This is a genomic window from Larsenimonas rhizosphaerae, from assembly GCF_026240105.1.
GTDB lineage: Bacteria > Pseudomonadota > Gammaproteobacteria > Pseudomonadales > Halomonadaceae > Larsenimonas > Larsenimonas rhizosphaerae.
The window spans coordinates 287,745-310,467 of record NZ_JAPIVE010000002.1; the positions used below are offsets into that span (position 1 = coordinate 287,745).

Below are 22,723 nucleotides of genomic sequence, written 5' to 3' on the forward strand. Positions count from 1 at the left end.
GGTAGTTCCAGTATGGGAGTTCAGGAAAACGCCCGGTCATGCGGGCGAAGGACAGGGACTACTTTGACATGTTCCCTGTCACGCGCCCACCCTGAAAGAGCATTGCGTCCCACGGGAGGTTTTGCACTACAGTGATTTCAAGAGCCGGTTCCATTGAATGGCTCAGGAGTGCTGCGGCACCCCCTTGTCACCGGCGGTAACCGCCTTACCAGGGAGTCATGTGTGATGTCCGAATATGATTCATCCACCTCGATGGAAGAAGCCTTGTGGTACCCCGAGCCCGGGCGGGTCAAGGCGACGCAGATGAGTGCGCTGATGCGCCGCATCGAGCGGGATCATGGTGTGGCGCTGCCTGACTATGCTGCGCTTCATGCCTTCAGTGTCGAGCATCTCGAAACGTTCTGGTCCGAGCTGTGGGGTGATTTCAATGTGATCGCTGACACGGCCCCGGACCATATCCTGACCTGGGCCGATGGCGAGGAAGGGCGAATGGAACGGGCCCGCTGGTTCGAGGGAAGCCGCCTCAACTATGCTGCCAACTGTCTGTGGCGCCGTGATGAACATACGGCCCTGATCTGCCGCGATGAGCGCGGCCGCCATCGCGCGCTGAGCTATTACGCGCTCTATGATCAGGTCGCCCGCCTGGCCAGTGCTCTCGACAAGGCGGGTGTGACCGCCGGGGACCGCATTGGCGGGGTAGTGCCCAACAGTGAGCATGCCGTCATTGGTCTGCTGGCTTCGGCAAGTCTGGGGGCCATATGGTCATCCTGTTCGCCTGATTTTGGCGAGGCCGGCATCCTGGACCGCTTTGGTCAGATTGAGCCACGCATCATTCTGGCCTGTGACGGGTATAGCTGGAATGGCAGGCACATTGATATCCGTGAGCGGGTGGGGAAGGTCAGTGAGGCGCTGGACAGTGTGACGACCACGGTGGTGTTCGGATTTTATGAGGATACCCCGGACATTTCAGCCATTCCCAAGGCAGTAAGCTGGGATCATTTTCTGGATGGGGAAGCCGCCGAGATTGATTTCCGATCACTGCCCTTTGATCATCCTCTCTATATCCTTTATTCCTCCGGAACTACCGGGGCTCCCAAGTGCATCGTGCATGGCGCCGGTGGTTCACTCCTGCAGCACCTGAAGGAGCACCGGCTGCATACCGATCTGGATCAGGATGATGTGCTGTTTTTCTACACCACCTGCGGCTGGATGATGTGGAACTGGCTGGTCAGTGGGCTGGCCACGGGAGCCACACTGGTGCTGTTTGACGGCATGCCGCTTAGCCCGGGGCCGGAAGTACTCTGGGATATCATTGAAATCGACCAGGTCAGCGTGTTCGGCACCAGTGCCCGTTATATCGCAGCCTGTGAAAAGGAAGGGCTGGCACCGGACAAGAGTCATGACCTGGTGCATCTGCGAGCCATCCTGTCGACGGGCTCGGCCCTGTCGCATGAATCCTTCGACTATGTGTATCGCGAAATCAGGCAGGATCTGATGCTGTCTTCCATTTCCGGCGGTACGGATATCGTGTCCTGTTTTGCCCTGGGATGCCCGATCCGCCCCGTTTATCGTGGTGAACTGCAGTGTCTGGGGCTTGGCATGGATGTGGCCGTTTTCAATGATGACGGCCAGCCGGTGAGCGGCGAGAAGGGCGAACTGGTATGCAGAAAGCCGTTTCCCTGCATGCCGGTCGGTTTCTGGAATGACCCCGATGGAGAGCGTTATCACGAGGCGTACTTCTCTGAATTCGACAATATCTGGGCTCATGGTGACTTTGCCGAGCTGACAGACAATGACGGTCTGGTGATTCATGGGCGCTCGGATGCCCTGCTCAAACCCGGCGGCGTGCGTATCGGTACGGCAGAAATCTATCGTCAGGTCGACCGGGTCGACAGTGTTCAGGAAGCGCTGTGTATCGGCCAGCAATGGGAGGGCGACATTCGTGTGGTGCTGTTTGTGACCATGAAATCCGGTCATGCGCTGAACGATGAGATTGCCGAGGAGATTCGCCAGACCATTCGTACCCATGCCACCCCTCGGCATGTGCCCGCCATTATCATCGAGGCACCTGAACTTCCTCGTACCCGTTCCGGCAAGCTGGTTGAGCTGGCGGTCAGCCATGTAGTACATGGCCGGCCGGTCAAGAATCGGGAGGCCCTGGCCAACCCGGAATCACTGGCCTTCTTCGATGGACTCGACGCGCTGGCTTCATGAACGATAGTGGTGCACCAGCGCGTTTGCGCTGGTGCACTTCCCCCTTTCCGGAACCTTTTTGAATTCACTGTTTGTCCTGATGCGTCTGCCATACCCGGCTGATTGGGCCCTTTTTTGTCGAATCTTCATGATTTTGCGAACAGGTGGCTGAAAGTGGAACGCCCCTTGCAATGATCATGGGAGATGGTGCAACTGATGTTCCATTTTTCAGCACAAGGGATTTATTCATGATCAACAAGAACAATCAGGTCCTTTCTTTTGCTGCATTGACAGGTATTGCCCTGCTGGGGGCTTCTGCCATGGTTCAGGCCGCCACGCTTGATGAGGTCAAGGATCGTGGCCAGGTGCGTTGTGGCGTCAGCGATGGTCTGGCCGGATTCTCGTCGCCGGATTCAAAGGGCAAATGGCAGGGGATTGATGTCGAGGTCTGCAAGGCAGTCGCGGCGGCGGTTCTGGATGACCAGAACAAGGTGGCGTTTGCTCCCCTGACAGCCAAGGAGCGTTTCACGGCCCTGCAGTCGGGCGAGGTGGATGTGCTGTCACGCAATACGACCTGGACGGCGTCGCGCGACAATAGCATGGGGCTCAACTTTGCCGGCGTGAACTTCTACGATGGCCAGGGGTTTCTGGTCAAGAAGTCCCTGGGGGTCAGCAGCGCCAGGGAGCTGGATGGTGCATCCATCTGCGTCAACTCCGGTACCACGACCGAGCTGAATCTGGCCGACTATTTCCGCGCACAGGACATGCAGTACAAGGCCGTGGCCTTTGATGAAATGTCCCAGACCGCGCAGGGGTTCGACAGTGGCCGCTGTGATGCCCTGACGTCCGATTCGTCGCAGCTGGCCGCCTTGCGTCTGCAGCTAAAGGAACCGGACAGTGCGGTAATCCTGCCCGAGCGTATTTCGAAGGAACCGCTGGGCCCGGTGGTTGCCCAGGGGGATGATCAATGGTTCGACGTGGTCAAATGGACCCTGTTCGCCATGCTTGATGCTGAAGAGCTGGGTGTTACCAGCAGTAATGTCGATGACATGCGTGACAACCCGCCCAATCCCAATGTGGCACGTCTTCTGGGCAAGGACGGTAACTACGGTGAGCAGATGGGGCTCTCCAACGCGTGGGCCTACAACATCATCAAGCAGGTCGGCAATTACGGCGAGGTCTATGACCGGACGGTCGGCAAGGACTCTCCGCTCGATATTCCGCGCGGTATCAACGCCCTCTGGAACAATGGTGGCATTCAGTACGCGCCGCCGATTCGTTAATCCCCTGCTGGGGCGCCGCCCGTAAAGGGCGGCGCGTTCATGCCTTTTCCGATTAACGACCTCTCACCGGAGAGCCTGCATGCTGCGTCCTTTCGATTCTCTCCCCCGGCGCGGGCGAGGGCCCCTGTGGCGTGATCCGGCGGCCCGCGCGCTGGTATTTCAGGTGCTTTTGCTGATCGGGCTGGCCTCGGTCATCGGGTTGCTGGTTCACAACACGTTGCAGAATCTTGATGCCCGAGGCATCAATACTGGGTTTGATTTTCTGGATAACCGTGCCGGGTTTTCCATTTCCCAGACCCTGATTTCCTATGATGGCAACAGCACCTATGGGCGTACGTTTGTCATTGGGTTGCTCAATACCCTTCTGGTCTCGGCACTCGGTATTGTCGCGGCGACCATCATCGGGTTCACCGTGGGCATTGCCCGCCTTTCTCCCAATTATCTGCTGGCGAAGCTTGCCACGGTCTATGTCGAGCTGTTTCGCAATATTCCGTTGCTGCTGCAGATTCTGTTCTGGTATATCGCCGTTATTCGAAGCATGCCATCACCCCGTCAGAGCCTGTCTCTGGGGGATATGGTGTTTCTGAATGGTCGAGGCCTGTTCGTCCCCGCGCCAGAGCCCCAGACCGGATTCTGGTTCAGCGTGGCAGCACTGCTGGCAGGTAGCGTGGCGGCCATGCTGATGGCGCGCTATAACCGGCAGCGACAGTCGCGCACCGGCCGACGGCTGCCGATGGGATGGATCATTCCGGCTTTGGTGCTCGGACTGCCTGTGATGGTCTTCCTCGTGTCGGGTAGCCCGCTGCAGTGGGATGTTCCGGCACTCAAGGGATTCAATTTCAGTGGTGGCCTGACGGTACTGCCGGAATTGCTGGCGCTGTGGATTGCGCTGTCGATCTATACCGCCGCCTTTATTGCCGAAATCGTGCGTTCCGGCATTCAGTCGGTCCCGAAGGGGCAAACCGAGGCTGCCAGGGCCCTCAGCCTGCCGCCGAGACTGACCATGAACCAGGTGATCATCCCGCAGGCCATGCGTGTCATCATTCCTCAGATGACCAGTCAGTACCTGAACCTGATCAAGAACTCCTCTCTGGCGACAGCGATCGGTTATCCGGATCTGGTCGCCGTCTTTGCCGGCACCACGCTCAATCAGGTGGGGCAGTCGGTTGAAATCATGGCCATGACGATGGCGGTGTATCTGGTACTGAGCCTTCTGGTGTCGTTGCTGATGAACATATACAACGCGCGCACGGCGCTCAGGGAGCGCTGATCATGGCGACATCCTTTTTTCGCGAATCACTGATCTCTCCTCGCAAGCCGCCGGTCTCCCGCCAGGGCCTGCGGGGCTGGCTGCATGAAAATCTGTTTTCGGGTCCCGTCAACAGCCTGGTGACGCTTCTGGTCGGGGCCCTGGCCATCTACGCCCTGGTGCCTGTCATCGAGTGGGCGTTGATCAAGGCCCAGTGGGTGGGGGACAGCCGCGCCGATTGTAGTGGTGATGGGGCCTGCTGGGTCTATATCGAGACGCGGCTTGGCTCGTTGATCTACGGGTTTTATCCCGAGGCGCAACGCTGGCGTGTCGATATCGTGTTCGTGCTGTTTGTGGTGCTGGGTATCTGGCTGATGGTGCCTGCCGTACCCGGCAAGAAAGTAGCGGCGCTGGTGGGGCTGCTGGTTTTCCCGGTGGTGGCCTTTTTTCTGCTGTCCGGCGGGTTCGGGCTGGAGCATGTTCCCACGCGGTGCTGGGGCGGGTTGATGCTGACACTGGTCATTGCTTCGGTCGGCATTGTCGGGTCGTTGCCGCTGGGTATTGTGCTGGCGCTGGGGCGGCGCTCCAGCATGCCGCTGGTCAGGGGCGTATGTGTCGTATTCATCGAGTTCTGGCGTGGTGTACCGCTGATCACGGTGCTGTTCATGGCCTCTGTCATGTTTCCCCTGTTCGTGCCGGAGGACTTCAACATCGACAAGTTGCTGCGGGCACTGGTGGGGATCATGCTGTTCTGGAGTGCCTACATGGCTGAAGTGGTTCGCAGCGGGCTGCAGGCCATACCATCCGGGCAGGGTGAAGCCGGGGCGGCACTGGGATTGGGGTACTGGCAGCGCATGGGGCTGGTCGTGTTGCCTCAGGCGCTCAAGCTGGTCATTCCCGGGATCGTCAACACATTCATTGCGCTGTTCAAGGATACGACGCTGGTACTGATCATCGGTCTGTTCGACTTTCTGGCGCTTATCAAGGCCGGTACCAGTGATTCAAGCTGGCTCGGGTTTGCCATCGAAGGCTTCGTGTTTGCCGCGCTGGTGTACTGGATCTTCTGCTTCGGAATGTCCCGGTACAGTCAGTTCATCGAGCGCCGGCTTTATCGAGGCCATTGACCGGTGTGTCCCACGAGAATAATGAAAAGGAGGGCGTTATGGGCAGTGTGCAGACTACTTCATCGGATATACCCATGATCGAGCTTCAACGGCTCAACAAGTGGTATGGGGAGTTTCACGTTCTCAGGGATATCGACCTGACGGTACGCAAGGGGGAGCGGATCGTGATCTGCGGGCCGTCAGGCTCGGGCAAGTCCACCATGATCCGCTGCATCAATCATCTGGAGGAACACCAGGCGGGCGATGTCATCGTCAATGGTATAACCATGACGCGGGACGTGAAGCGGGTTGAACAGATTCGTCGGCACGTGGGCATGGTGTTTCAGCACTTCAATCTGTTTCCGCACCTGAGTGTGCTGGACAACTGCTGCCTGTCGCCGGTCTGGGTCAAGAAGACACCGCGTAAAAAGGCCGTTGATACTGCAATGATGTATCTGGAGCGCGTGAAAATCGCCGACCAGGCACACAAGTATCCTGGGCAGCTGTCAGGAGGACAGCAGCAGCGAGTAGCGATTGCCCGCTCCCTGTGCATGCATCCTGACGTGATGCTGTTTGATGAACCGACCTCGGCCCTGGACCCGGAAATGATCAAGGAAGTGCTGGATGTGATGATCGAGCTGGCCGAGGAGGGAATGACCATGCTGTGTGTCACTCACGAAATGGGATTTGCCAGAACCGTGGCTGACCGGGTGATTTTCATGGATGAAGGCCAGATCATCGAGGAAAACGACCCCGAAACCTTCTTTAACCATCCCCGGTCGCCGCGCACCAGGGCCTTCCTCGGCCAGATTCTCGGCCACTGACCGCCTGCCGGTGCCGGGGGCTGAATTACTTCGAGGCCTTTTTACGGCTGGCCTTGCGGGCTTCACTCACACCTTCCTCTTCATGAATGTCTCGGACGTCCGGCGGACGTCCGGTACGCGCGTCATTGGCGCGGGTAATGATCGGTGCCCGGGCAGACATGGCAATGACCTGCGCCTTCAGATAATGAGGCAGCATCCACAGCTCGGCCAATAGCCGCATGACCGCCATGGCAGCCACCATGGTGCCGACCCCCGTGCCCCAGCGAATCAGTTCCTGATGAAGGCCTCCCAGCCACAGCCAGTAGCCACCGCTGCCGAGAATGGCAAGTTGAACAAGCCCATGGAGGGTGCTTATCACGCGGCGGGACAGGGGGCGGTAGGGAAAGAAGAAGTTTCTCATGGCTCTTTGTGTCGTCGATAGAAGGTCACATCACGGTGATGTGGACGCACATCCTAGCGAATCCGCTCAATGCTGTCCCTGGATTGATGTATCGAACCGTTGCGGTATGTATGTGTGCAGGTGCGGGCTGCGCAGCAGCACGTCGCCGGCCGGCATCACGGGCCTGTCGGTCGTGTGCTCATGACTCTTCGATGCTGCTCCCTGTTAACAAAAGTAGTGTACCGCGGTTGTCAAGTTTATGTCTGGTGGCGTCGTTATCCAATGGAAACGCTTTGGATTCAGATCCGGAAATCATCTGAAGCCCAAGCCAGGAAGCAAGCTTCCCCAAGACCAGCGTGGGCCATAAAACATGAAAAAATTCAAGTCCATAAAACACTTCGTCGTACTTGCCTCGGGTGCCTGTATCCTGGCGGTCGTCGCTACACTTCTTGTCTACAACTATATCGCCACTCAGCGCACCGAAGAGGCCGTTTCCGAACGGACCACCGGGCTATTGAAGGACGGTATCAATGAACGTCTCTCCATACTGGCGGATTCCAGTGCCGGTCAGATAAACCGACAGCTTGAAAAGGCGCTGGTCATTGCCGGTGATCTGGCCAGTGCCACTGAGCTGGCCGTCGAAGCTGATGGCTCGGATACTACCTACGGTTTCGGGCGTCCCGAACTGTCTGCACTGGTAAAGCAGGCCGTCCACAATAACAGCTTCGTGCTGGATGCCTTCATTGGCATGGAGCCCAATGCCGTGGGCAACGACAGCACTTATGTTGCGCCGGCCGGCACCACGGACAGCTACGATGGCACCGGGCGTTTCAGGCCCTGGTCCTATCGCAATGACAAGGGAGAGGTGGAAGTCCTGTCGCTGGAGGAGGGCGGGATGGAAAACCTTACCATGATGGATTCTGGCATTCGGCGTGGCGAGTACTACCTGTGCTCCAAGGAAAGTGGCAAGTCCTGTGTGGTTGATCCGGCGTTCTACGACTTTGGCGGCAAGCAGATCATGGTGGCAACCTTCACCGTGCCTGTCATGGTAGATGGCACCTTTCGTGGCCTTGCGGGTACTGACTTGTCGGTCGATTTCATTCAGTCGGAGCTGGTTCAGGCCAACAAGGCTCTCTACGATGGCGCCGGCCGCATGGCACTGGTGGCCCCTGTTGGCAGGCTGGTGGCCTTCACCGGGGACGCGTCGCAGCTCGGCAAGCCCGCGAGTAACGTGCTGAGCGCTTCCGGCCTTGGCCGTCTGGATCAGGCGCGCACAAGTGGTCAGGCGGTCAGCATGACCGATAATGACACTGGCATCATCGAGTTCTATCAGCCGATCAGAATCGGTGACACCAGTGCTACCTGGACACTGGTCATGCAGCTGCCTATCGAGGCCGTCATGGCTGATCTGGCGGTGTTGCAGAAGGAACTTCATGAGCAGCGTACGACGGATCTGGTTGGCATGCTCATTATCAGCTCACTGGTAACCGCGCTCGGACTTGCCTTTATCTGGTGGGTGGGCAGCGGTATTTCCCGACCCCTGGGCAATCTCGCAGCGCGAATGCAGGATATTGCCAGTGGTGATGGTGATCTCACGCAGCGGCTGCCGGTGTCGGGCCGCAATGAGCTGGCCGCCGTGGCGACCCAGTTCAATGCCTTTGTCGACAAGATCAACCGCGTCATGCTGGACGTGCGGGACAGCAGTGAAAACGTCAAGCTGGCGTCCGGAGAAATCTCCACTGGTAGCCTTGACCTGTCGCGCCGAACGGAAAATACCGCCGCCAGTCTTGAAGAGTCCGCTGCCGCGATGGAGGAGCTGACCAGCACCGTCGCAAACTCGGCCGAATCCTCACGTCACGCCTCCGAGCTGACTGCCGAGGCGACCCGTGCAGCAGAGCAGGGTGGTGAAGTGATGAGCGATGTCGTGGGGACCATGCGAGATATCAGCGAGTCTTCGCGTGAAATCGTCAACATCATCGGTGTGATCGATTCCATCGCCTTCCAGACCAACCTGCTGGCCCTCAATGCGTCTGTGGAAGCGGCCCGGGCCGGTGAGCAGGGACGCGGCTTCGCGGTGGTTGCCGAGGAAGTGCGCAGCCTGGCCAACCGTAGTACCAAGGCTGCTCGTGAGATCAAGTCACTGATCGATGCCTCGGTTGAAAAGACGGCCAATGGCGAGGTGCTGGTTCAACAGGCCGGCGATAAGATGAAGGGAATCGTCGAACAGGTACAGCGTGTCAACGCGCTGATCGGAGAAATCAATACGGCCGCCAGTGAGCAGAATGCCGGTATCTTCCAGGTAAACCAGGCGGTCTCGCAGCTGGATCAGATGACACAGGAAAATGCGGCGCTGGTGGAGGAATCCGCGGCTGCCTCGGATGCACTGAGTCAGGAAGCAAGTCGTCTTGCCGAGATCATTGGCGTATTTCATCTGGGCGAGCGCGGCGAGCATGCCAGCGTTATTACCCACTCGTCTCAGGGGCGTGCCGCTCATTCAGCGTCATCTGTCAGGCATCACGAAGCCCGAGAGGAGCTCATCCAGTCATCCTGATGCGATGATGCCTCCAGTCGGATCGGTCTCCCGATCCGCCCCTTCAGATATCACGCCCACGTCATGTGGGCGTGATGCTTATCAGCCCGCCTGACACCCGCCTTGCCTGCATCTTTCCCGATGCACAGGCCCTTTTACCCGGTTGAATGCTGTCGGCCAGCCGCGGGAGTTAATCGTATATCACGCATTTTCAACGTTGTGATCGGCTCCTGTCTCAAGGACCCAGGGTGTGGGCCGTTATCTGAGGTACTTCACCTTATTTGGCGTGGTACCGCGCTACTACGAGAGAAAAAGCCCATGCTGACGTCGATTCGTGCCCGGATACTGGTGTTCTGTGTCGCCACTATCATTATGGCCCTTGCACTGACAGGTCTGGCTACCTATATGGTGACCAGTGCCTACAACGATGCCTCCATTAAAAACAACCTGTCATCCATCAGTGAAGGATACAGTCAGTCCATTCATGACTGGGATGCCAACAAGCGGGCCATTCTGGCCGCAGCCGCCCCGGGTGCAGTGTCGGATAATGCCGTTGCAAGTTTCAAGCAGGCGGCTCGAAGCGGCGGATTCTCCATGGTTTACATGGGCTACGGTGACAACCGCTTTGTATCCAACAGCGACTGGGTGCCCCCGGCGGATTTCAAGCCGACACAACGCACCTGGTACAAGGATGCCGTGGCCAAAGGCAGCATGATTGTCACCAAACCCTACATGGATGCCTCGACCAACAGCCTGGCGCTGGCCTATGCACAGCCCATCGCCCGTGATGGCCAGGTCATCGGCGTGCTGGCCGGGGATGTCGGGCTGGACAGCGTGACCAGAAATGTAAACTCCATCAGGCCCACCGAACACAGCTACGCCTTTCTGGTCGATGATTCCGGCACCGTGATTGCACACCCGGATCGCTCCCTGGTGCTGAAATCGTTGTCGGATGTGGACAGCAGACTGAGCATGGCATCGCTTCAGGAAGCGGGACGCTCTCACTCTATTCTGGAGACATCCATTGGTAACCAGGGGGTACTGCTGTTTGCCAATCCGGTAGAGGGATCCAGCTGGACGCTGGTCATTGCCCTTGATCGTACCGAGGCCATGGCCGGCCTGACCAGTATCGTCAAGACCACCATCGCCGCGCTGATCGTGGTAGGTCTGGTGGCCTCCCTGCTGCTCTGGGCCATCCTGACTCCGATTTTCCGTCGGATGCACGAAGTGCGTGATGCCATGAATGAGGTCAGTACCGGCGACGGTGATCTGACACACCGGCTGCCGCTGTCCAGGCGCGATGATGAGGTCAACCAGATCGCGCAATCGTTCAATACCTTCGTCGAGAAGATCAACCGGGTCATGCTGGATGTGCGTGGCAGTAGCGAAAACGTCAAGCTGGCATCCGCTGAAATCTCCACCGGCAGCCTTGATCTGTCACGCCGGACGGAAAATACCGCTGCAAGCCTTGAAGAATCCGCAGCGGCAATGGAAGAGCTGACCAGTACGGTCGCAAATTCGGCTGAATCCTCTCGTCATGCCACCGAGTTGACCTCTGAAGCCACTCGAGCGGCTGAAGAAGGCGGAGAAGTCATGAGTGAAGTGGTCGGCACAATGCGTGATATCAGCGAATCCTCCAGGGAAATCGTCAATATCATCGGTGTCATCGATTCCATCGCCTTCCAGACCAACCTGCTGGCCCTCAATGCGTCGGTTGAAGCGGCGCGCGCCGGTGAACAGGGCCGCGGCTTTGCTGTCGTGGCCGAAGAGGTACGAAGTCTGGCCAACCGAAGCACCAAGGCTGCAAAGGAAATCAAGACGCTGATCGATGCCTCGGTGGCAAAAACAGCAAATGGTGAGGTACTGGTCCAGCAGGCGGGCGAGAAGATGAAGGGCATTGTTGAGCAGGTACAGCGCGTCAACGGCCTGATCAGTGAAATCAATACGGCCGCCAATGAACAGAATACCGGTATTTCTCAAGTGAATCAGGCGGTCTCGCAGCTGGATCAGATGACCCAGGAAAATGCCGCCCTCGTGGAAGAGTCTGCGGCAGCCTCCGATGCCCTCAGTCAGGAAGCCCTGCGTCTTGCCGAAATCATCGCCGTTTTTACCCTGAGCGACGACACCACACCGGCCAGGGCACCTCGCACGGCACCACATCACATCTCCAAACCTTCTCGTTCAACTACAGGACATCATTCTGATGAAGCACTTTACCTCGATTAAGCACTTTGTCGTGCTCGCAGCGGGGGCCTGTCTTCTGGCCGTGGTGCTGGCCCTGCTGGGTTACAACTACGTTTCGACCACACGTACCGAAGCCACGGTGGCAGACAGTACCGAAACCCTGCTGAAGAAAACCACCGATGCCCGGCTGGCCTCGGTGGCTTCTGATCAGGCCGGCCAGATCAACCTGAAACTGGAAGGTGCGCTGAGCGTTGCGAAGGAACTGGCCCATGCCAATGAACTGATGGCGGCCGGTGCCAATGGCCCGGTACTGGACATTACTCGTAATGAGCTGTCGGCCATGGTGCGTCAGGCCGTGGTCAGGAATCCGGCCCTGCTGGACGCGTTCATCGGGTGGGAGCCCAATGCCTTTGGCAGCGACGCCGAGTTTGCCGGCCAGGAAACCAACGGCTATGACGGAAGCGGGCGCTTCATGCCCTGGTGGTATCGCACATCGACCGGTGACGTGGAAGTGCTGCCGCTGGGCGGGACCATGGACAGCCAGAAGCGTATGGACTCCGGCGTACGTGAAGGAGAGTACTATCTGTGTCCGAAGGAAAAGGGGCAGATCTGTGTCATCGACCCTGCCATTTATGACTATGACGGCAAGCAGGTCATGGTGACCTCCTTCAATGTGCCCATCATGGTTGATGGCACCTTCCGCGGCGTGGTCGGCACCGACCTGTCAGTCAACTTCATTCAGACGCTTCTGAGTGATGCCAACCAGGCGCTTTATAACGGTGCCGGCAGCATGGCGCTGGTGGCTCCTCTGGGGCGTCTCGTGGCCTTTACCGGTGACAAGGACAAGCTGGGCAAGTCGGCTGATGCCGTGCTGGGCGCGAGCGCAGCGAGGCATATCTCCGAGGCGCGTCAAAGCGGCAAGACCCTGAACTTCACCGATGCCGACAGTGGCATGATCGAGCTGTATCGGCCATTCGAGATCGGCAATACAGGCGTTACCTGGACACTGGTGCTTCGTTTGCCTGAAGCCGCCGTGCTGGCAGATCTTAATGCCATGCAGGCGCAGCTCGCCGATCAGCGGCAGAACGATATTTTCGGGATGCTGCTGGTCAGTGCCGTGGTGGCGGGTATCGGTCTGGCCTTTATCTGGTGGGTCGGCCGCGGTATTGCTTCGCCGCTGGCGGATGTGGCCGAGAGCATGCGCGATATTGCCTCGGGTGAAGGAGACCTCACTCAGCGTCTGCCGGTGGTAGGTCGTCATGAACTCGGGCGGGTTGCGATGCAGTTCAACGCCTTTGTGGAGCGTATCGAGCGAGTCATGACCGATGTGCGCCACAGCAGCGAAAACGTGAGGCTGTCCTCGGCCGAGATTTCCACCGGCAGTCTGGACCTGTCCCGGCGTACCGAAAACACGGCGGCAAGCCTTGAGCAGTCGGCGGCGGCGATGGAAGAGCTGACCAGCACGGTTGCCTCTTCTGCAGGCGCCTCCGGTCAGGCATCGACACTTGCCTCGAATGCCGCACGCTCTGCCGAACAGGGCGGTTCGATGATGGCCGAGGTGGTCGGCACCATGAAGGAGATCAGCGCTTCGTCGAAGGAAATCGTCAGCATCATTGGTGTGATTGACGCCATTGCCTTCCAGACCAACCTGCTGGCCCTTAATGCCTCTGTCGAGGCAGCGCGTGCCGGTGAGCAGGGCCGTGGCTTTGCCGTGGTGGCCGAGGAAGTGCGTAGCCTGGCCAACCGCAGCACCAAGGCGGCCAAGGAAATCAAGACCCTCATCGATGCCTCGGTTGAAAGGACCTCCACCGGTGAAACGCTGGTACAGCATGCCGGTCAGCAGATGGGTGACATCGTTGAGCAGGTCAAGCGGGTCAATGATCTGATCGGTGAGATCACGACTGCGGCCAACGAGCAGAATACCGGGATCTCGCAGGTCAACCAGGCCGTATCCCAGCTTGACCAGATGACGCAGGAAAATGCGGCTCTGGTTGAAGAATCTGCTGCGGCATCGGACGCACTTAGCCAGGAAGCGGCGCGTCTGGCTGAAATTGTCGGGACGTTCCGGGTCAGTGAGTTCAGTGGCCCGGATAGTAGCGGTCCGTCGACGCACTCGGACAGCGGCAGGCCCGTGAACTCCTCTCGTCGAACCCACGATGAGGCTGCGCATGTTTGACCATTAAATATCAAATATTGCTTATAAAATCATTGAAACGGCGCCTTCGGGCGCCGTTTCAGTCAGGAAGATATACAGGCGAAAATCTTCAAGGTTCGTTTCACTCAGGCCGATAGTTTCAATACTCCTTCATGGCCTCGTATCGGTTCCGATGCGACACCTCTACTGCAAGCCAGCATGGCCGTGAACCGCGTTGGCGTACGACGGCTCCGTGCCTTGTAAGCCGGCTAACCTTTGCAGGGTGAACTCAGATGATAAAACGCTTTAAGTCGGTCAAGCACTTCGTGGCGATTTCGGCAGGGGCATCTATCCTGGCGGTAGTGGCGGCGATGTTGATGTACAGCGCCTACTCGGCGTCGCAAACCCAGTCCTTCGTGCAGGAAAGTTCAAAGGACATGCTGATGTCGTCGCTGAAGGCGCGACTGGAAACCGAGGCATCCAAGCAGGCCACGCGCATCAATACCAACTTTGGCCAGGCGCTCAGTATCGTCAGTACGGTCGCTGCTACCAATGAAACGCTCGATAGTGACGAGGACGGAGCCCGCCGCAAGATGGTCGATACTTTGACGCAGGTGCTTCGAAAAAACGACTTTCTGCGTGATATCTATGTGGGCTGGGAACCTGATGCGTTCGGCGCTGATGCCAATTACGCCGGCGCGCAAGGAGCGCCCTACGCTGATGCATCCGGACGCTTCATGCCGGTATTCTTTCTCAACGATGATGGCACGGTCGGCAATATCGTTCAGGGAGATGAAATCGACAGTACGGAGATAACGCCTGCCGGCGAGGAAAAAGGGGCCTATTACCTTTGTCCGAAAAAAACCGGTGAAGCCTGCATCACTGATCCGGCAATCTTCGACGTGAACGGCAAGCAGGTCATGCTTGTCTCCTTCAATGCACCCATCATGGTCGATGGCACGTTCAAAGGCGTCATCGGGGGGGATATTGCGGTTGATTTCATCCAGCAGCTTCTGGTCGATACCAATCAGGGGATCTATAACGGCGCCGGCAATATTGCATTGATCACCTCGCTCGACAATGTCATTGCCAACAGTGCTGACGCTTCCTCTCTGGGTAAAAAGGCATCAAGCATCGTATCCGATGATTCACGTCAGTTGCTGCAGCAGGTCCGTACTTCAGGACAGTCCGTTTATTCCCTCGATGACAGCAGTGGCATGATTCGGCTCTATCAGCCCTTTAACGTTGCTGGTACCAATACACGCTGGATCCTGATGATGGAGCTGCCGATGTCGGCCGCTCTGGCGGATCTGAACGCCATGCAGGCTCAGCTGGTTTCCAAGGCCAAAAGTGACTTGTTCTGGATGCTCATGGTCAGCGCTCTGGTGGCTGCTATTGGTCTTGCCATGATCTGGAGTGTTGGTCGTAGTATTGCTAGGCCTCTGGGTGAGCTGGCTCAACGGCTTCGCAATATTGCCTCGGGTGATGGTGATCTGACGCAGCGCCTGCCCAATGGCGGTCGCAATGAGCTGGGAGAAGTAGCCACCCAGTTCAACGCCTTTGTCGACAAGATCGAGCGAGTCATGATTGATGTGCGCCACAGCAGCGAAAACGTGAGGCTGTCCTCGGCCGAGATTTCCACCGGCAGTCTGGATCTGTCCCGGCGTACCGAAAACACGGCGGCAAGCCTTGAGCAGTCGGCGGCGGCAATGGAAGAGCTGACCAGCACGGTCGCCTCTTCTGCCGGCGCCTCCGGTCAGGCATCGACACTTGCCTCGAATGCCGCACGCTCTGCCGAACAGGGCGGTTCGATGATGGCCGAGGTGGTCGGCACCATGAAGGAGATCAGCGCTTCTTCGAAGGAAATCGTCAGTATCATTGGTGTGATTGACGCCATTGCCTTCCAGACCAACCTGCTGGCCCTTAATGCTTCTGTCGAGGCAGCGCGTGCCGGTGAGCAGGGCCGTGGCTTTGCCGTGGTGGCCGAGGAAGTGCGTAGCCTGGCCAACCGCAGCACCAAGGCGGCCAAGGAAATCAAGACCCTCATCGATGCCTCGGTTGAAAGGACCTCCACCGGTGAAACGCTGGTACAGCATGCCGGTCAGCAGATGGGCGATATCGTTGAGCAGGTCAAGCGGGTCAATGATCTGATCGGTGAGATCACGACTGCGGCCAACGAGCAGAATACCGGGATCTCGCAGGTCAACCAGGCTGTATCCCAGCTTGACCAGATGACGCAGGAAAATGCGGCTCTGGTTGAAGAATCTGCTGCGGCATCGGACGCACTTAGTCAAGAAGCGGCGCGTTTGGCCGAAATAGTAGGAACATTCAAGGTCAGCGACGCAGCGTTCAGCGGGGCGTCGTCATCAGGCGGATCATCGGCAGTACATCGTTCCCCTGTTCGTGATCATGAACAGCATTATGACCATGCATGATCGGCACCTTGAGGAGCACGAGAAAGGCATGTAGCGGGATATCACAGCGCATGGCGCTGTAATGAATGGTGCGGCGTTGGGTGACATCGCACCATGTCGCCGAGAAGCCCAGCGCCATGCGCAGGATCTTCTCTTTGGGCGCCGACATTGTCGGCGCTTTTTTTATGGGCTTACGGTGCGTGCGGTAACACGATATCGTCACTGCTGTGTGCGTTGGCCGTCATGTCTCGGCACAATTTCAGAAACTCACGTACACCGGCGGTCAGGTACTTCTGCCGGTGCCATATGAAATAGAATTGTCTGCTCAGGTCCATGTCGGGTGTATGAATGGGGGCAAGGCTGCCACGACGAAAGGCATCCTTCAGGGCAAGGCGAGAGATGCAGCCAATCCCCAGCCCGGCCTCTACTGCCCGCTTGATCCCCTCGGTATGCTCCAGCTCCAGCTGTATCTCAAAGCGTTGATGGCGATGGCGCATGGCCTGCTCAAGTGTGCGTCGCGTGCCGGAGCCTTCCTCCCGCATGATCCATTCCTCCCGGAGCAATCGCTCCATGGATACGCTTTGATGCGCCAGGGGATGACCGGGTGCACAAAAAACACTCAGGTGATCTGCCACCCAGGGCTGCATGATGACGTCCTGATGCTGAAGGTCGCCCTCGATCAGCCCAAGGTCCAGCTCATGATGGACGATGCGCTCGATGATGGTGGACGTATTGCGGACGTGAAGGTGAACCCGGCTGTCCGGGTGACGAATCTTGAAATCACGGATCAGCAGGGTGGCCAGGTAGTTTCCTATGGTCAGGGTCGCACCGATATCCAGTGAGCCGACGCCGGTCTGTCCTCGCAGCAGCTCTTCAATTTCCTCGGCCCGGTCGAGCAGCGACACGGCCTTGGGCAGTAGCTGAAATCCCATGGCATTCAATTTGAGGCGCTTGCCGATTCGGTCGAACAGCTGACAGTCGAATTGCCGCTCCAGTTCGGCCAGTGCGGTGCTGGTGGCCGACTGGGAAAGGGCCAGTGTGCCGGCAGCCCTGGACACATTTTCAACCTGGCCTACGGCAATGAATACTTCGAGCTGGCGTAGCGTAAATCGCATGGCGGCCCCTTATCTGCAGAATGGATATTTAATATTTAAACAATTCATTTAACGGATAATGATTCTTTCTCTACACTGGCGCCAGACTCTTACGGCACATTCATACGGGTGCCTGTACTTCAAAGGATACCGCGGCATGAGCAGCAAGTTTTCAACAGAAGAAATTCTGAGCGTTCATCACTGGAACGACACGCTTTTCAGCTTTACCACGACGCGTGAGCGTACACTGCGTTTCAAGAACGGCCAGTTCGTGATGATCGGTCTCGAAGTGGATGGCAAGCCGTTGGCCCGTGCCTATTCGGTAGCCAGCCCTAACTACGAGGATCACCTGGAGTTCTTCTCGATCAAGGTACAGGACGGCCCGCTTACCTCACGCCTTCAGCACCTCAAGGTCGGGGATTCCCTGCTCGTCAGCCGCAAGCCGACCGGTACCCTTGTCCTTGATGATCTGCTGCCGGGCCGTAACCTGTACATGCTTTCAACCGGTACCGGGCTTGCGCCTTTCATGAGCCTGATTCAGGACCCGGAAGCCTATGAGCGCTTCGACAAGATCGTGCTGATTCATGGCGTGCGCTATGTCAACGAGCTGGCGTATCAGGAGTTCATTACCAAAGAACTGCCCGAGCACGAGTATCTGGGTGATGACATCCGCGAAAAGCTGGTCTACTACCCGACCGTGACTCGTGAAGACTACCCGACCATGGGACGTCTGACCGACCATATTCGTACCGGCAAGCTGTTTGAAGATACGGGGCTGCCGCCGATGGATCCGAAGCAGGATCGGGCGATGATCTGTGGTAGCCCGGCCATGCTGGATGAAAGCAGCCAGGTACTGGATGAGCTGGGATTCAAGGTATCTCCGCGGATGGGCGAGCCGGGCGATTACGTGATCGAACGTGCCTTTGTCGAGAAGTAGACCGCGGCCGGATCCCCTGGTATGAGAAGGCGCCTTCGGGCGCCTTTTGTATGATTAAATCGAATGTATCCGCGGATTTTATCCGTTTTTCATTCGATTTAATGAACAGTAAGATGGCTTCAACTACCTGCCTTACGGTGCCGACGCACCCGGAGAAGCCATCATGTCACGTCTTCTGGTCCTGAAATCCAGCATTCTTTCCACGTTTTCCCAGTCTGCCCAGCTTGCTGACCACACCATTGCCCAGTGGGAAGAAACCCATGGCCAGGGCAGTGTCACCGTGCGTGATCTGGCTGAAAATCCGCTTCCGATGCTGGATGGTGAGCTGGTCGGTGCCATGCGGCCGAGCGATGCCACCCTGACACCGCGCCAGCAGGATGCACTGGACCTGTCGGATGCGTTGATCAACGAACTCAAGGCACACGACGTTATCGTCATGGCGGCGCCAATGTATAACTTCTCGGTGCCCATCCAGCTCAAGGCCTACATTGATCTTGTTGCCCGCGCCGGTGTGACGTTCCGTTATACGGAAAACGGCCCTGAAGGGATGATTGATGGCAAGCGTGCGCTGGTGTTGACGACGCGCGGCGGGATTCACAAGGATTCACCGGAAGACTTCGTAGCCCCGTATCTGCGGACGTTTTTGGGCTTTATCGGTATCAGCGATGTCGAGATTATCTACGCGGAGGGGCTGGCCATGGGGCCGGAGTCTGCCGAAAGTGCGCAGTCGCAGGCACGCGATGCCATTGATCAGTGGCTTTGAGCTTTTGAGCCATCAGTCCTGCCTCGGCGCCCATCAGCGCCCTTGACCATGAAACGCCGCGCCTGTCGCGGTGTTTTTTTTGGACGGCACGAATATGGTCTGTGGCTTACCCTGAATCAGGCAGGATGGCAGTAGCACCATTCAAGGCATCAAAGGAGTCGATCATGATCGTATTGTATGGCTATCCCCATTCGCGCTCTGCGCGCGTGGCCTGGGTTCTTGAGGAGCTTTCGCTTGAATACGAGTATCGGATGGTGGACCTGAAGTCGGGGGCAGGTCAGCAGCCAGAGCACCTCGCGCGCCATCCGGATGGCAAGGTACCTGTCCTGTGTGACGGGGATCTGACCCTGTTCGAGTCCGCGGCCATTTGCCGCTATCTGGCCGTTCGCGATGGGGAGCATCGATTGATGCCTGCCGATCCGGCCGGCCAGGCGGTAGTGGATCAATGGCTGTCATTTATTACGACCGAACTCGAGCAGCCGCTCTGGACACAGGCCAAGCACTCATTCCTGCTGCCCGAAGCACAGCGCCGCGACGATATCATCCCCGTGGCAAGGTGGGAGTTCGACAAGGCGATGCAGGCATTGATGAGACGCTTTGACGGCCAGGGCCATGTGACCGGCGCGTTGTCACTGGCGGACCTGTTCCTTGCGCAGACTCTTGCGTGGGCCCGTGGCATGGTAAAACACGAGCTGCCCGAAACGCTCGATGCCTATACCAGCGAGATGATTGCCCGGCCGGCCTTTGAACGTGCCCGACGACGCGAGGCCTGCTGAGCGCCGCTGCCTCCGTCGTGAAATCGGAGGCAGCGGCTGGATCATCAGGGCGTCACGCAATCGCTGTCAGGTTAGACCGTATCCTTGCGGTTGTAGATATCGAGATCCAGTTCACCTTCACTCTTGCCGATCAGCGTAGTGACCATCAGATCACCGGCCACGTTGACGCTGGTACGCGCCATATCCAGAATCCGGTCAATACCGGCGACGACTGCAATGGCCTCCAGCGGCAGGCCGATCTGAGACATCACAATCGAGAGCATGATCAGGCCTGCACCGGGCACACCCGCTGTACCGATCGAAGCCAGTGTGCCGGTCATGATGATCATGCCGTAATCGGCCATCGACAGGTCGGTTCCGGTCAATTGTGCAACGAAGACGGCTACAACGCCCTGATAGATGGCTGTGCCGTCCATGTTGATGGTCGCGCCCACCGGCAGGACGAATCCGGAAACCCCTTCCGAAACCCCCAGATTGCGCTGCGCGCAGCGAATGGACACCGGCAGCGTGCCGGAAGACGATGCTGACGAGTACGCCACGACCAGAGCATCCAGGCTGCCACGCAGATAGCGCACCGGGTTGAGTCCACCGAGCAGTTTCAGCAGGCCTGAATATACGACCAGAACATGGACAATACTGGCGGCATAGGCGACGCCAATGACCTTGGCCAGGGGAAGCAGCACATCCAGACCATAATTGCCGGCCACGTAGGCCATGAGGCCGAATACGCCAAAGGGGGCGAACGCCATGACGAGCTCGGTGAGCTTGTACATGGCTTCGGCAAAGCTCTCGAATACGCGTACAACCGGTTCGCCCTTTTCACCAATCAGCGTCAGCGATATCCCGAGGCCGATGGCAAAGACAATGATCTGCAGAATATTGCCGGATGCCAGCGCATCAATCGGGTTCTGGGGCACAAGGCCTACCAGGATATCGACCAGCGAAGGCGCTTCCTTCGCATCCACCGGCGTGTCAAAGGACAGCGACAGTCCCGTGCCGGGTTGAAACAGCCAGGCTGCCAGCAGGCCGATGGCAATGGCAAACGCCGTGGTCAACAGATAAAGGGCAATGGTCTTGCTGCCGATACGGCCCATTTTCTTCGGATCGCGCATGGCGGTAATACCGACCACCAGTGTTGAAAATACCAGCGGCACGATCAACATCTTGATGGCGCTGATAAATATATCTCCAAGAGGTTTCAGAACACTGGCCTGTTCGCCGAACAGGGCGCCTGTCAGTGCGCCGAGGGCGAGGCCTGCAAGAATCCTTACCCACAAGGGGATGCGTTGATAAAAATGAGATGACGCCTTGTTCCGTGGCACGTGGGCCTTCCTCTTTCAGGGCCGTCAGTGAAATACCGGCGGCTTCAGGTGCGTCAGACTACCTGTTTCGAGGAACGATGCGTGGGGGTAATACAAAAGTCGGGCGGTGAGAGTCAGCGCATGGTGGGGTCATATACCATGACGCAGGCACGCCCGGCATTCTTGGCGCGGAAAAGAGCCTGGTCTGCCCGGTTCAGCAGGGTATGCACATGCTGCCCATCGTCGGGATAAAACGCCATGCCAATGGAGGAGGTCGTGCGGTATTCGCTGCCCTTGATATGCCAGGGCCTGGCAAGTGTGGTGCAGAGTTGATCGGCCACTCGGCGGGCCTTTTCATGATCCGTATTGCTCAACACCACCACGAACTCGTCGCCACCGATGCGTGCCACCAGGTCGTTGCCGCCGGTCTGTTGGCCAAGCCGGTGTGCCAGTGATATCAGGAGCTCATCGCCGATGTCATGGCCGAAGTGATCATTGATGCCCTTGAAATGATCAACATCCAGATACAGTACGGCCAGTCTGGCGGGCGTGGTATTGATAAGGTCCTGCAGGCTGTCCAGTAACTGGCGTCGATTGGCTACGCCGGTCAGCGGGTCCCTGTAGGCCATGTCCTGCAGTTGCTGTTCGTAATGTACTCGCTCATGAATATCCCGGCAGGCAAATACCACCTGGTAGCTGGAGGTGTTCTGCTCCCGGGTCAGGGCACGGGTAATTTCAAACCAGCGATATTCACCAGCGCTGTTTTTAAGCCGGCAACGTACCGGCCGGGTATGGACATCAAGGCAACCTATGTCGGTGGGGCTTGTCTGCTGCAGAATGAGCATGTCGTCGGGATGAATCAGCCGGCCGGGCTGACGGCCCACGTAATCTTCCGGGCGGTGGCCTAACTGATACTCGAGAGAGGGCGAGAGATAGGTCAGGATGCCCCTTGCATTGCGTGTGCCGATGATATCAGTCATGTTCTCGGCGATCAGGCGGTACTTCTGCTCGTTGTCGCGCAGGGCCGCCTCTGCTTCTACCCGGTCTGTAATGTTTCGGCTGACAATAAGCAGTTGATCGCGTGCACCATCCGGCGTGAAACGGGGAAGCTTGACCACTTCCCAGGTATTCATGCGCCCGTTGATCTCGAACTGCTTGTACACCGTCAACGCACTGCCATGTGCCCAGGCCTGTTCGTCTGTCTTGATGTTATAGCGGTAGGCGGATTCATGCTCCGGCCGCAGGGCCAGTAATTCCAGGTCGGTCTTGCCGAGAAAGTCGAGGTCCTGCAGGCCATAGGTATTTACTACGGCCTGATTGGCAACAAGCCAGCGCCCCTTGCCATCCTTCAGAACAATGAATTCTGTAATACCGTCAAGCAGGTGTTGCAACACTGCTTCGCGCGGGCGGAGGGCATCCGGGTCGTGAATCATTGGGCACCTGAGGCGTGTTCATTGGGCAATAACCTGTTATCGGCGCAAGAGTCCGGCGGTTGACAGGGATCAGGTTACAAAACAGGAATAATGCATAAAAAAAGGGGCGCCCCGGTGGGGCGCCCC

Annotated in this window: 16 protein-coding genes; 12 read left to right on the forward strand and 4 right to left on the reverse strand. The window is 57.9% G+C overall.

From position 1 onward, the window contains the following. Positions 1-225: 225 nt before the first annotated feature. From OQ287_RS07860 to OQ287_RS07880, 5 genes are all read left to right on the forward strand, one after another. The gene (locus tag OQ287_RS07860) at positions 226-2,214 is read left to right on the forward strand and encodes an acetoacetate--CoA ligase (protein WP_322974108.1); all 1,989 of its coding nucleotides are present in this window, start codon (positions 226-228) and stop codon (positions 2,212-2,214) included. 227 nt (positions 2,215-2,441) lie between these two features. Beyond that, the gene (locus OQ287_RS07865) at positions 2,442-3,476 is read left to right on the forward strand and encodes an amino acid ABC transporter substrate-binding protein (RefSeq protein WP_265896096.1); all 1,035 of its coding nucleotides are present in this window, start codon (positions 2,442-2,444) and stop codon (positions 3,474-3,476) included. 79 nt (positions 3,477-3,555) lie between these two features. Next, positions 3,556-4,746: an amino acid ABC transporter permease gene (locus OQ287_RS07870; RefSeq protein ID WP_265896097.1), complete on the forward strand. Its 1,191-nt coding sequence runs from the start codon at positions 3,556-3,558 to the stop codon at positions 4,744-4,746. 2 nt (positions 4,747-4,748) lie between these two features. Continuing rightward, positions 4,749-5,849, forward strand: a complete 1,101-nt coding sequence (locus tag OQ287_RS07875) for an amino acid ABC transporter permease (protein WP_265896098.1) — start codon at positions 4,749-4,751, stop codon at positions 5,847-5,849. 38 nt (positions 5,850-5,887) lie between these two features. Beyond that, the gene (locus tag OQ287_RS07880) at positions 5,888-6,652 is read left to right on the forward strand and encodes an amino acid ABC transporter ATP-binding protein (RefSeq protein WP_407658244.1); all 765 of its coding nucleotides are present in this window, start codon (positions 5,888-5,890) and stop codon (positions 6,650-6,652) included. A gap of 25 nt (positions 6,653-6,677) precedes the next feature. On the opposite strand, the gene OQ287_RS07885 is transcribed toward OQ287_RS07880, so the two are convergent. Then, complete coding sequence (locus OQ287_RS07885) at positions 6,678-7,052, reverse strand: hypothetical protein (RefSeq protein ID WP_250935060.1); 375 nt, start codon at positions 7,050-7,052, stop codon at positions 6,678-6,680. A 349-nt stretch (positions 7,053-7,401) separates the two neighbouring features. On the opposite strand from OQ287_RS07885, the gene OQ287_RS07890 reads away from it, so the two are divergent. The 4 genes from OQ287_RS07890 to OQ287_RS07905 all read left to right on the forward strand — a co-directional run bounded on the left by OQ287_RS07890 (position 7,402) and on the right by OQ287_RS07905 (position 16,314). After that, entirely contained in the window at positions 7,402-9,582 is a 2,181-nt protein-coding gene (locus tag OQ287_RS07890) for a methyl-accepting chemotaxis protein (RefSeq protein ID WP_265896099.1), read from the forward strand. A 297-nt stretch (positions 9,583-9,879) separates the two neighbouring features. Beyond that, positions 9,880-11,787, forward strand: coding sequence for a methyl-accepting chemotaxis protein (locus tag OQ287_RS07895; RefSeq protein ID WP_265896100.1), 1,908 nt, complete (start codon positions 9,880-9,882; stop codon positions 11,785-11,787). Further along, complete coding sequence (locus tag OQ287_RS07900; RefSeq protein WP_265896101.1) at positions 11,765-13,921, forward strand: methyl-accepting chemotaxis protein; 2,157 nt, start codon at positions 11,765-11,767, stop codon at positions 13,919-13,921. The genes OQ287_RS07895 and OQ287_RS07900 overlap by 23 nt, the downstream gene beginning before the upstream one ends. A gap of 251 nt (positions 13,922-14,172) precedes the next feature. After that, positions 14,173-16,314, forward strand: a complete 2,142-nt coding sequence (locus tag OQ287_RS07905) for a methyl-accepting chemotaxis protein (RefSeq protein ID WP_265896102.1) — start codon at positions 14,173-14,175, stop codon at positions 16,312-16,314. A 170-nt stretch (positions 16,315-16,484) separates the two neighbouring features. Here the strand turns inward: OQ287_RS07905 and OQ287_RS07910 are convergent, their stop codons facing one another. Continuing rightward, entirely contained in the window at positions 16,485-17,408 is a 924-nt protein-coding gene (locus OQ287_RS07910) for a LysR family transcriptional regulator (protein WP_250935065.1), read from the reverse strand. Positions 17,409-17,544: 136 nt separating this feature from the next. On the opposite strand from OQ287_RS07910, the gene OQ287_RS07915 reads away from it, so the two are divergent. From OQ287_RS07915 to OQ287_RS07925, 3 genes are all read left to right on the forward strand, one after another. After that, positions 17,545-18,324, forward strand: coding sequence for a ferredoxin--NADP reductase (locus OQ287_RS07915; RefSeq protein WP_250935066.1), 780 nt, complete (start codon positions 17,545-17,547; stop codon positions 18,322-18,324). A 163-nt stretch (positions 18,325-18,487) separates the two neighbouring features. Then, positions 18,488-19,087 carry an FMN-dependent NADH-azoreductase gene (locus OQ287_RS07920; protein WP_250935067.1) on the forward strand — a complete coding sequence of 200 codons (600 nt, stop codon included), beginning with the start codon at positions 18,488-18,490 and terminating at the stop codon, positions 19,085-19,087. A gap of 164 nt (positions 19,088-19,251) precedes the next feature. Then, the gene (locus OQ287_RS07925) at positions 19,252-19,863 is read left to right on the forward strand and encodes a glutathione S-transferase family protein (protein ID WP_250935068.1); all 612 of its coding nucleotides are present in this window, start codon (positions 19,252-19,254) and stop codon (positions 19,861-19,863) included. 71 nt (positions 19,864-19,934) lie between these two features. Here the strand turns inward: OQ287_RS07925 and OQ287_RS07930 are convergent, their stop codons facing one another. Beyond that, positions 19,935-21,185 (reverse strand): dicarboxylate/amino acid:cation symporter, encoded by a 1,251-nt coding sequence (locus OQ287_RS07930; RefSeq protein WP_250935069.1) that lies wholly within the window; start codon positions 21,183-21,185, stop codon positions 19,935-19,937. 113 nt (positions 21,186-21,298) lie between these two features. Beyond that, entirely contained in the window at positions 21,299-22,597 is a 1,299-nt protein-coding gene (locus OQ287_RS07935) for a diguanylate cyclase domain-containing protein (RefSeq protein ID WP_265896103.1), read from the reverse strand. Positions 22,598-22,723: the final 126 nt, after the last annotated feature.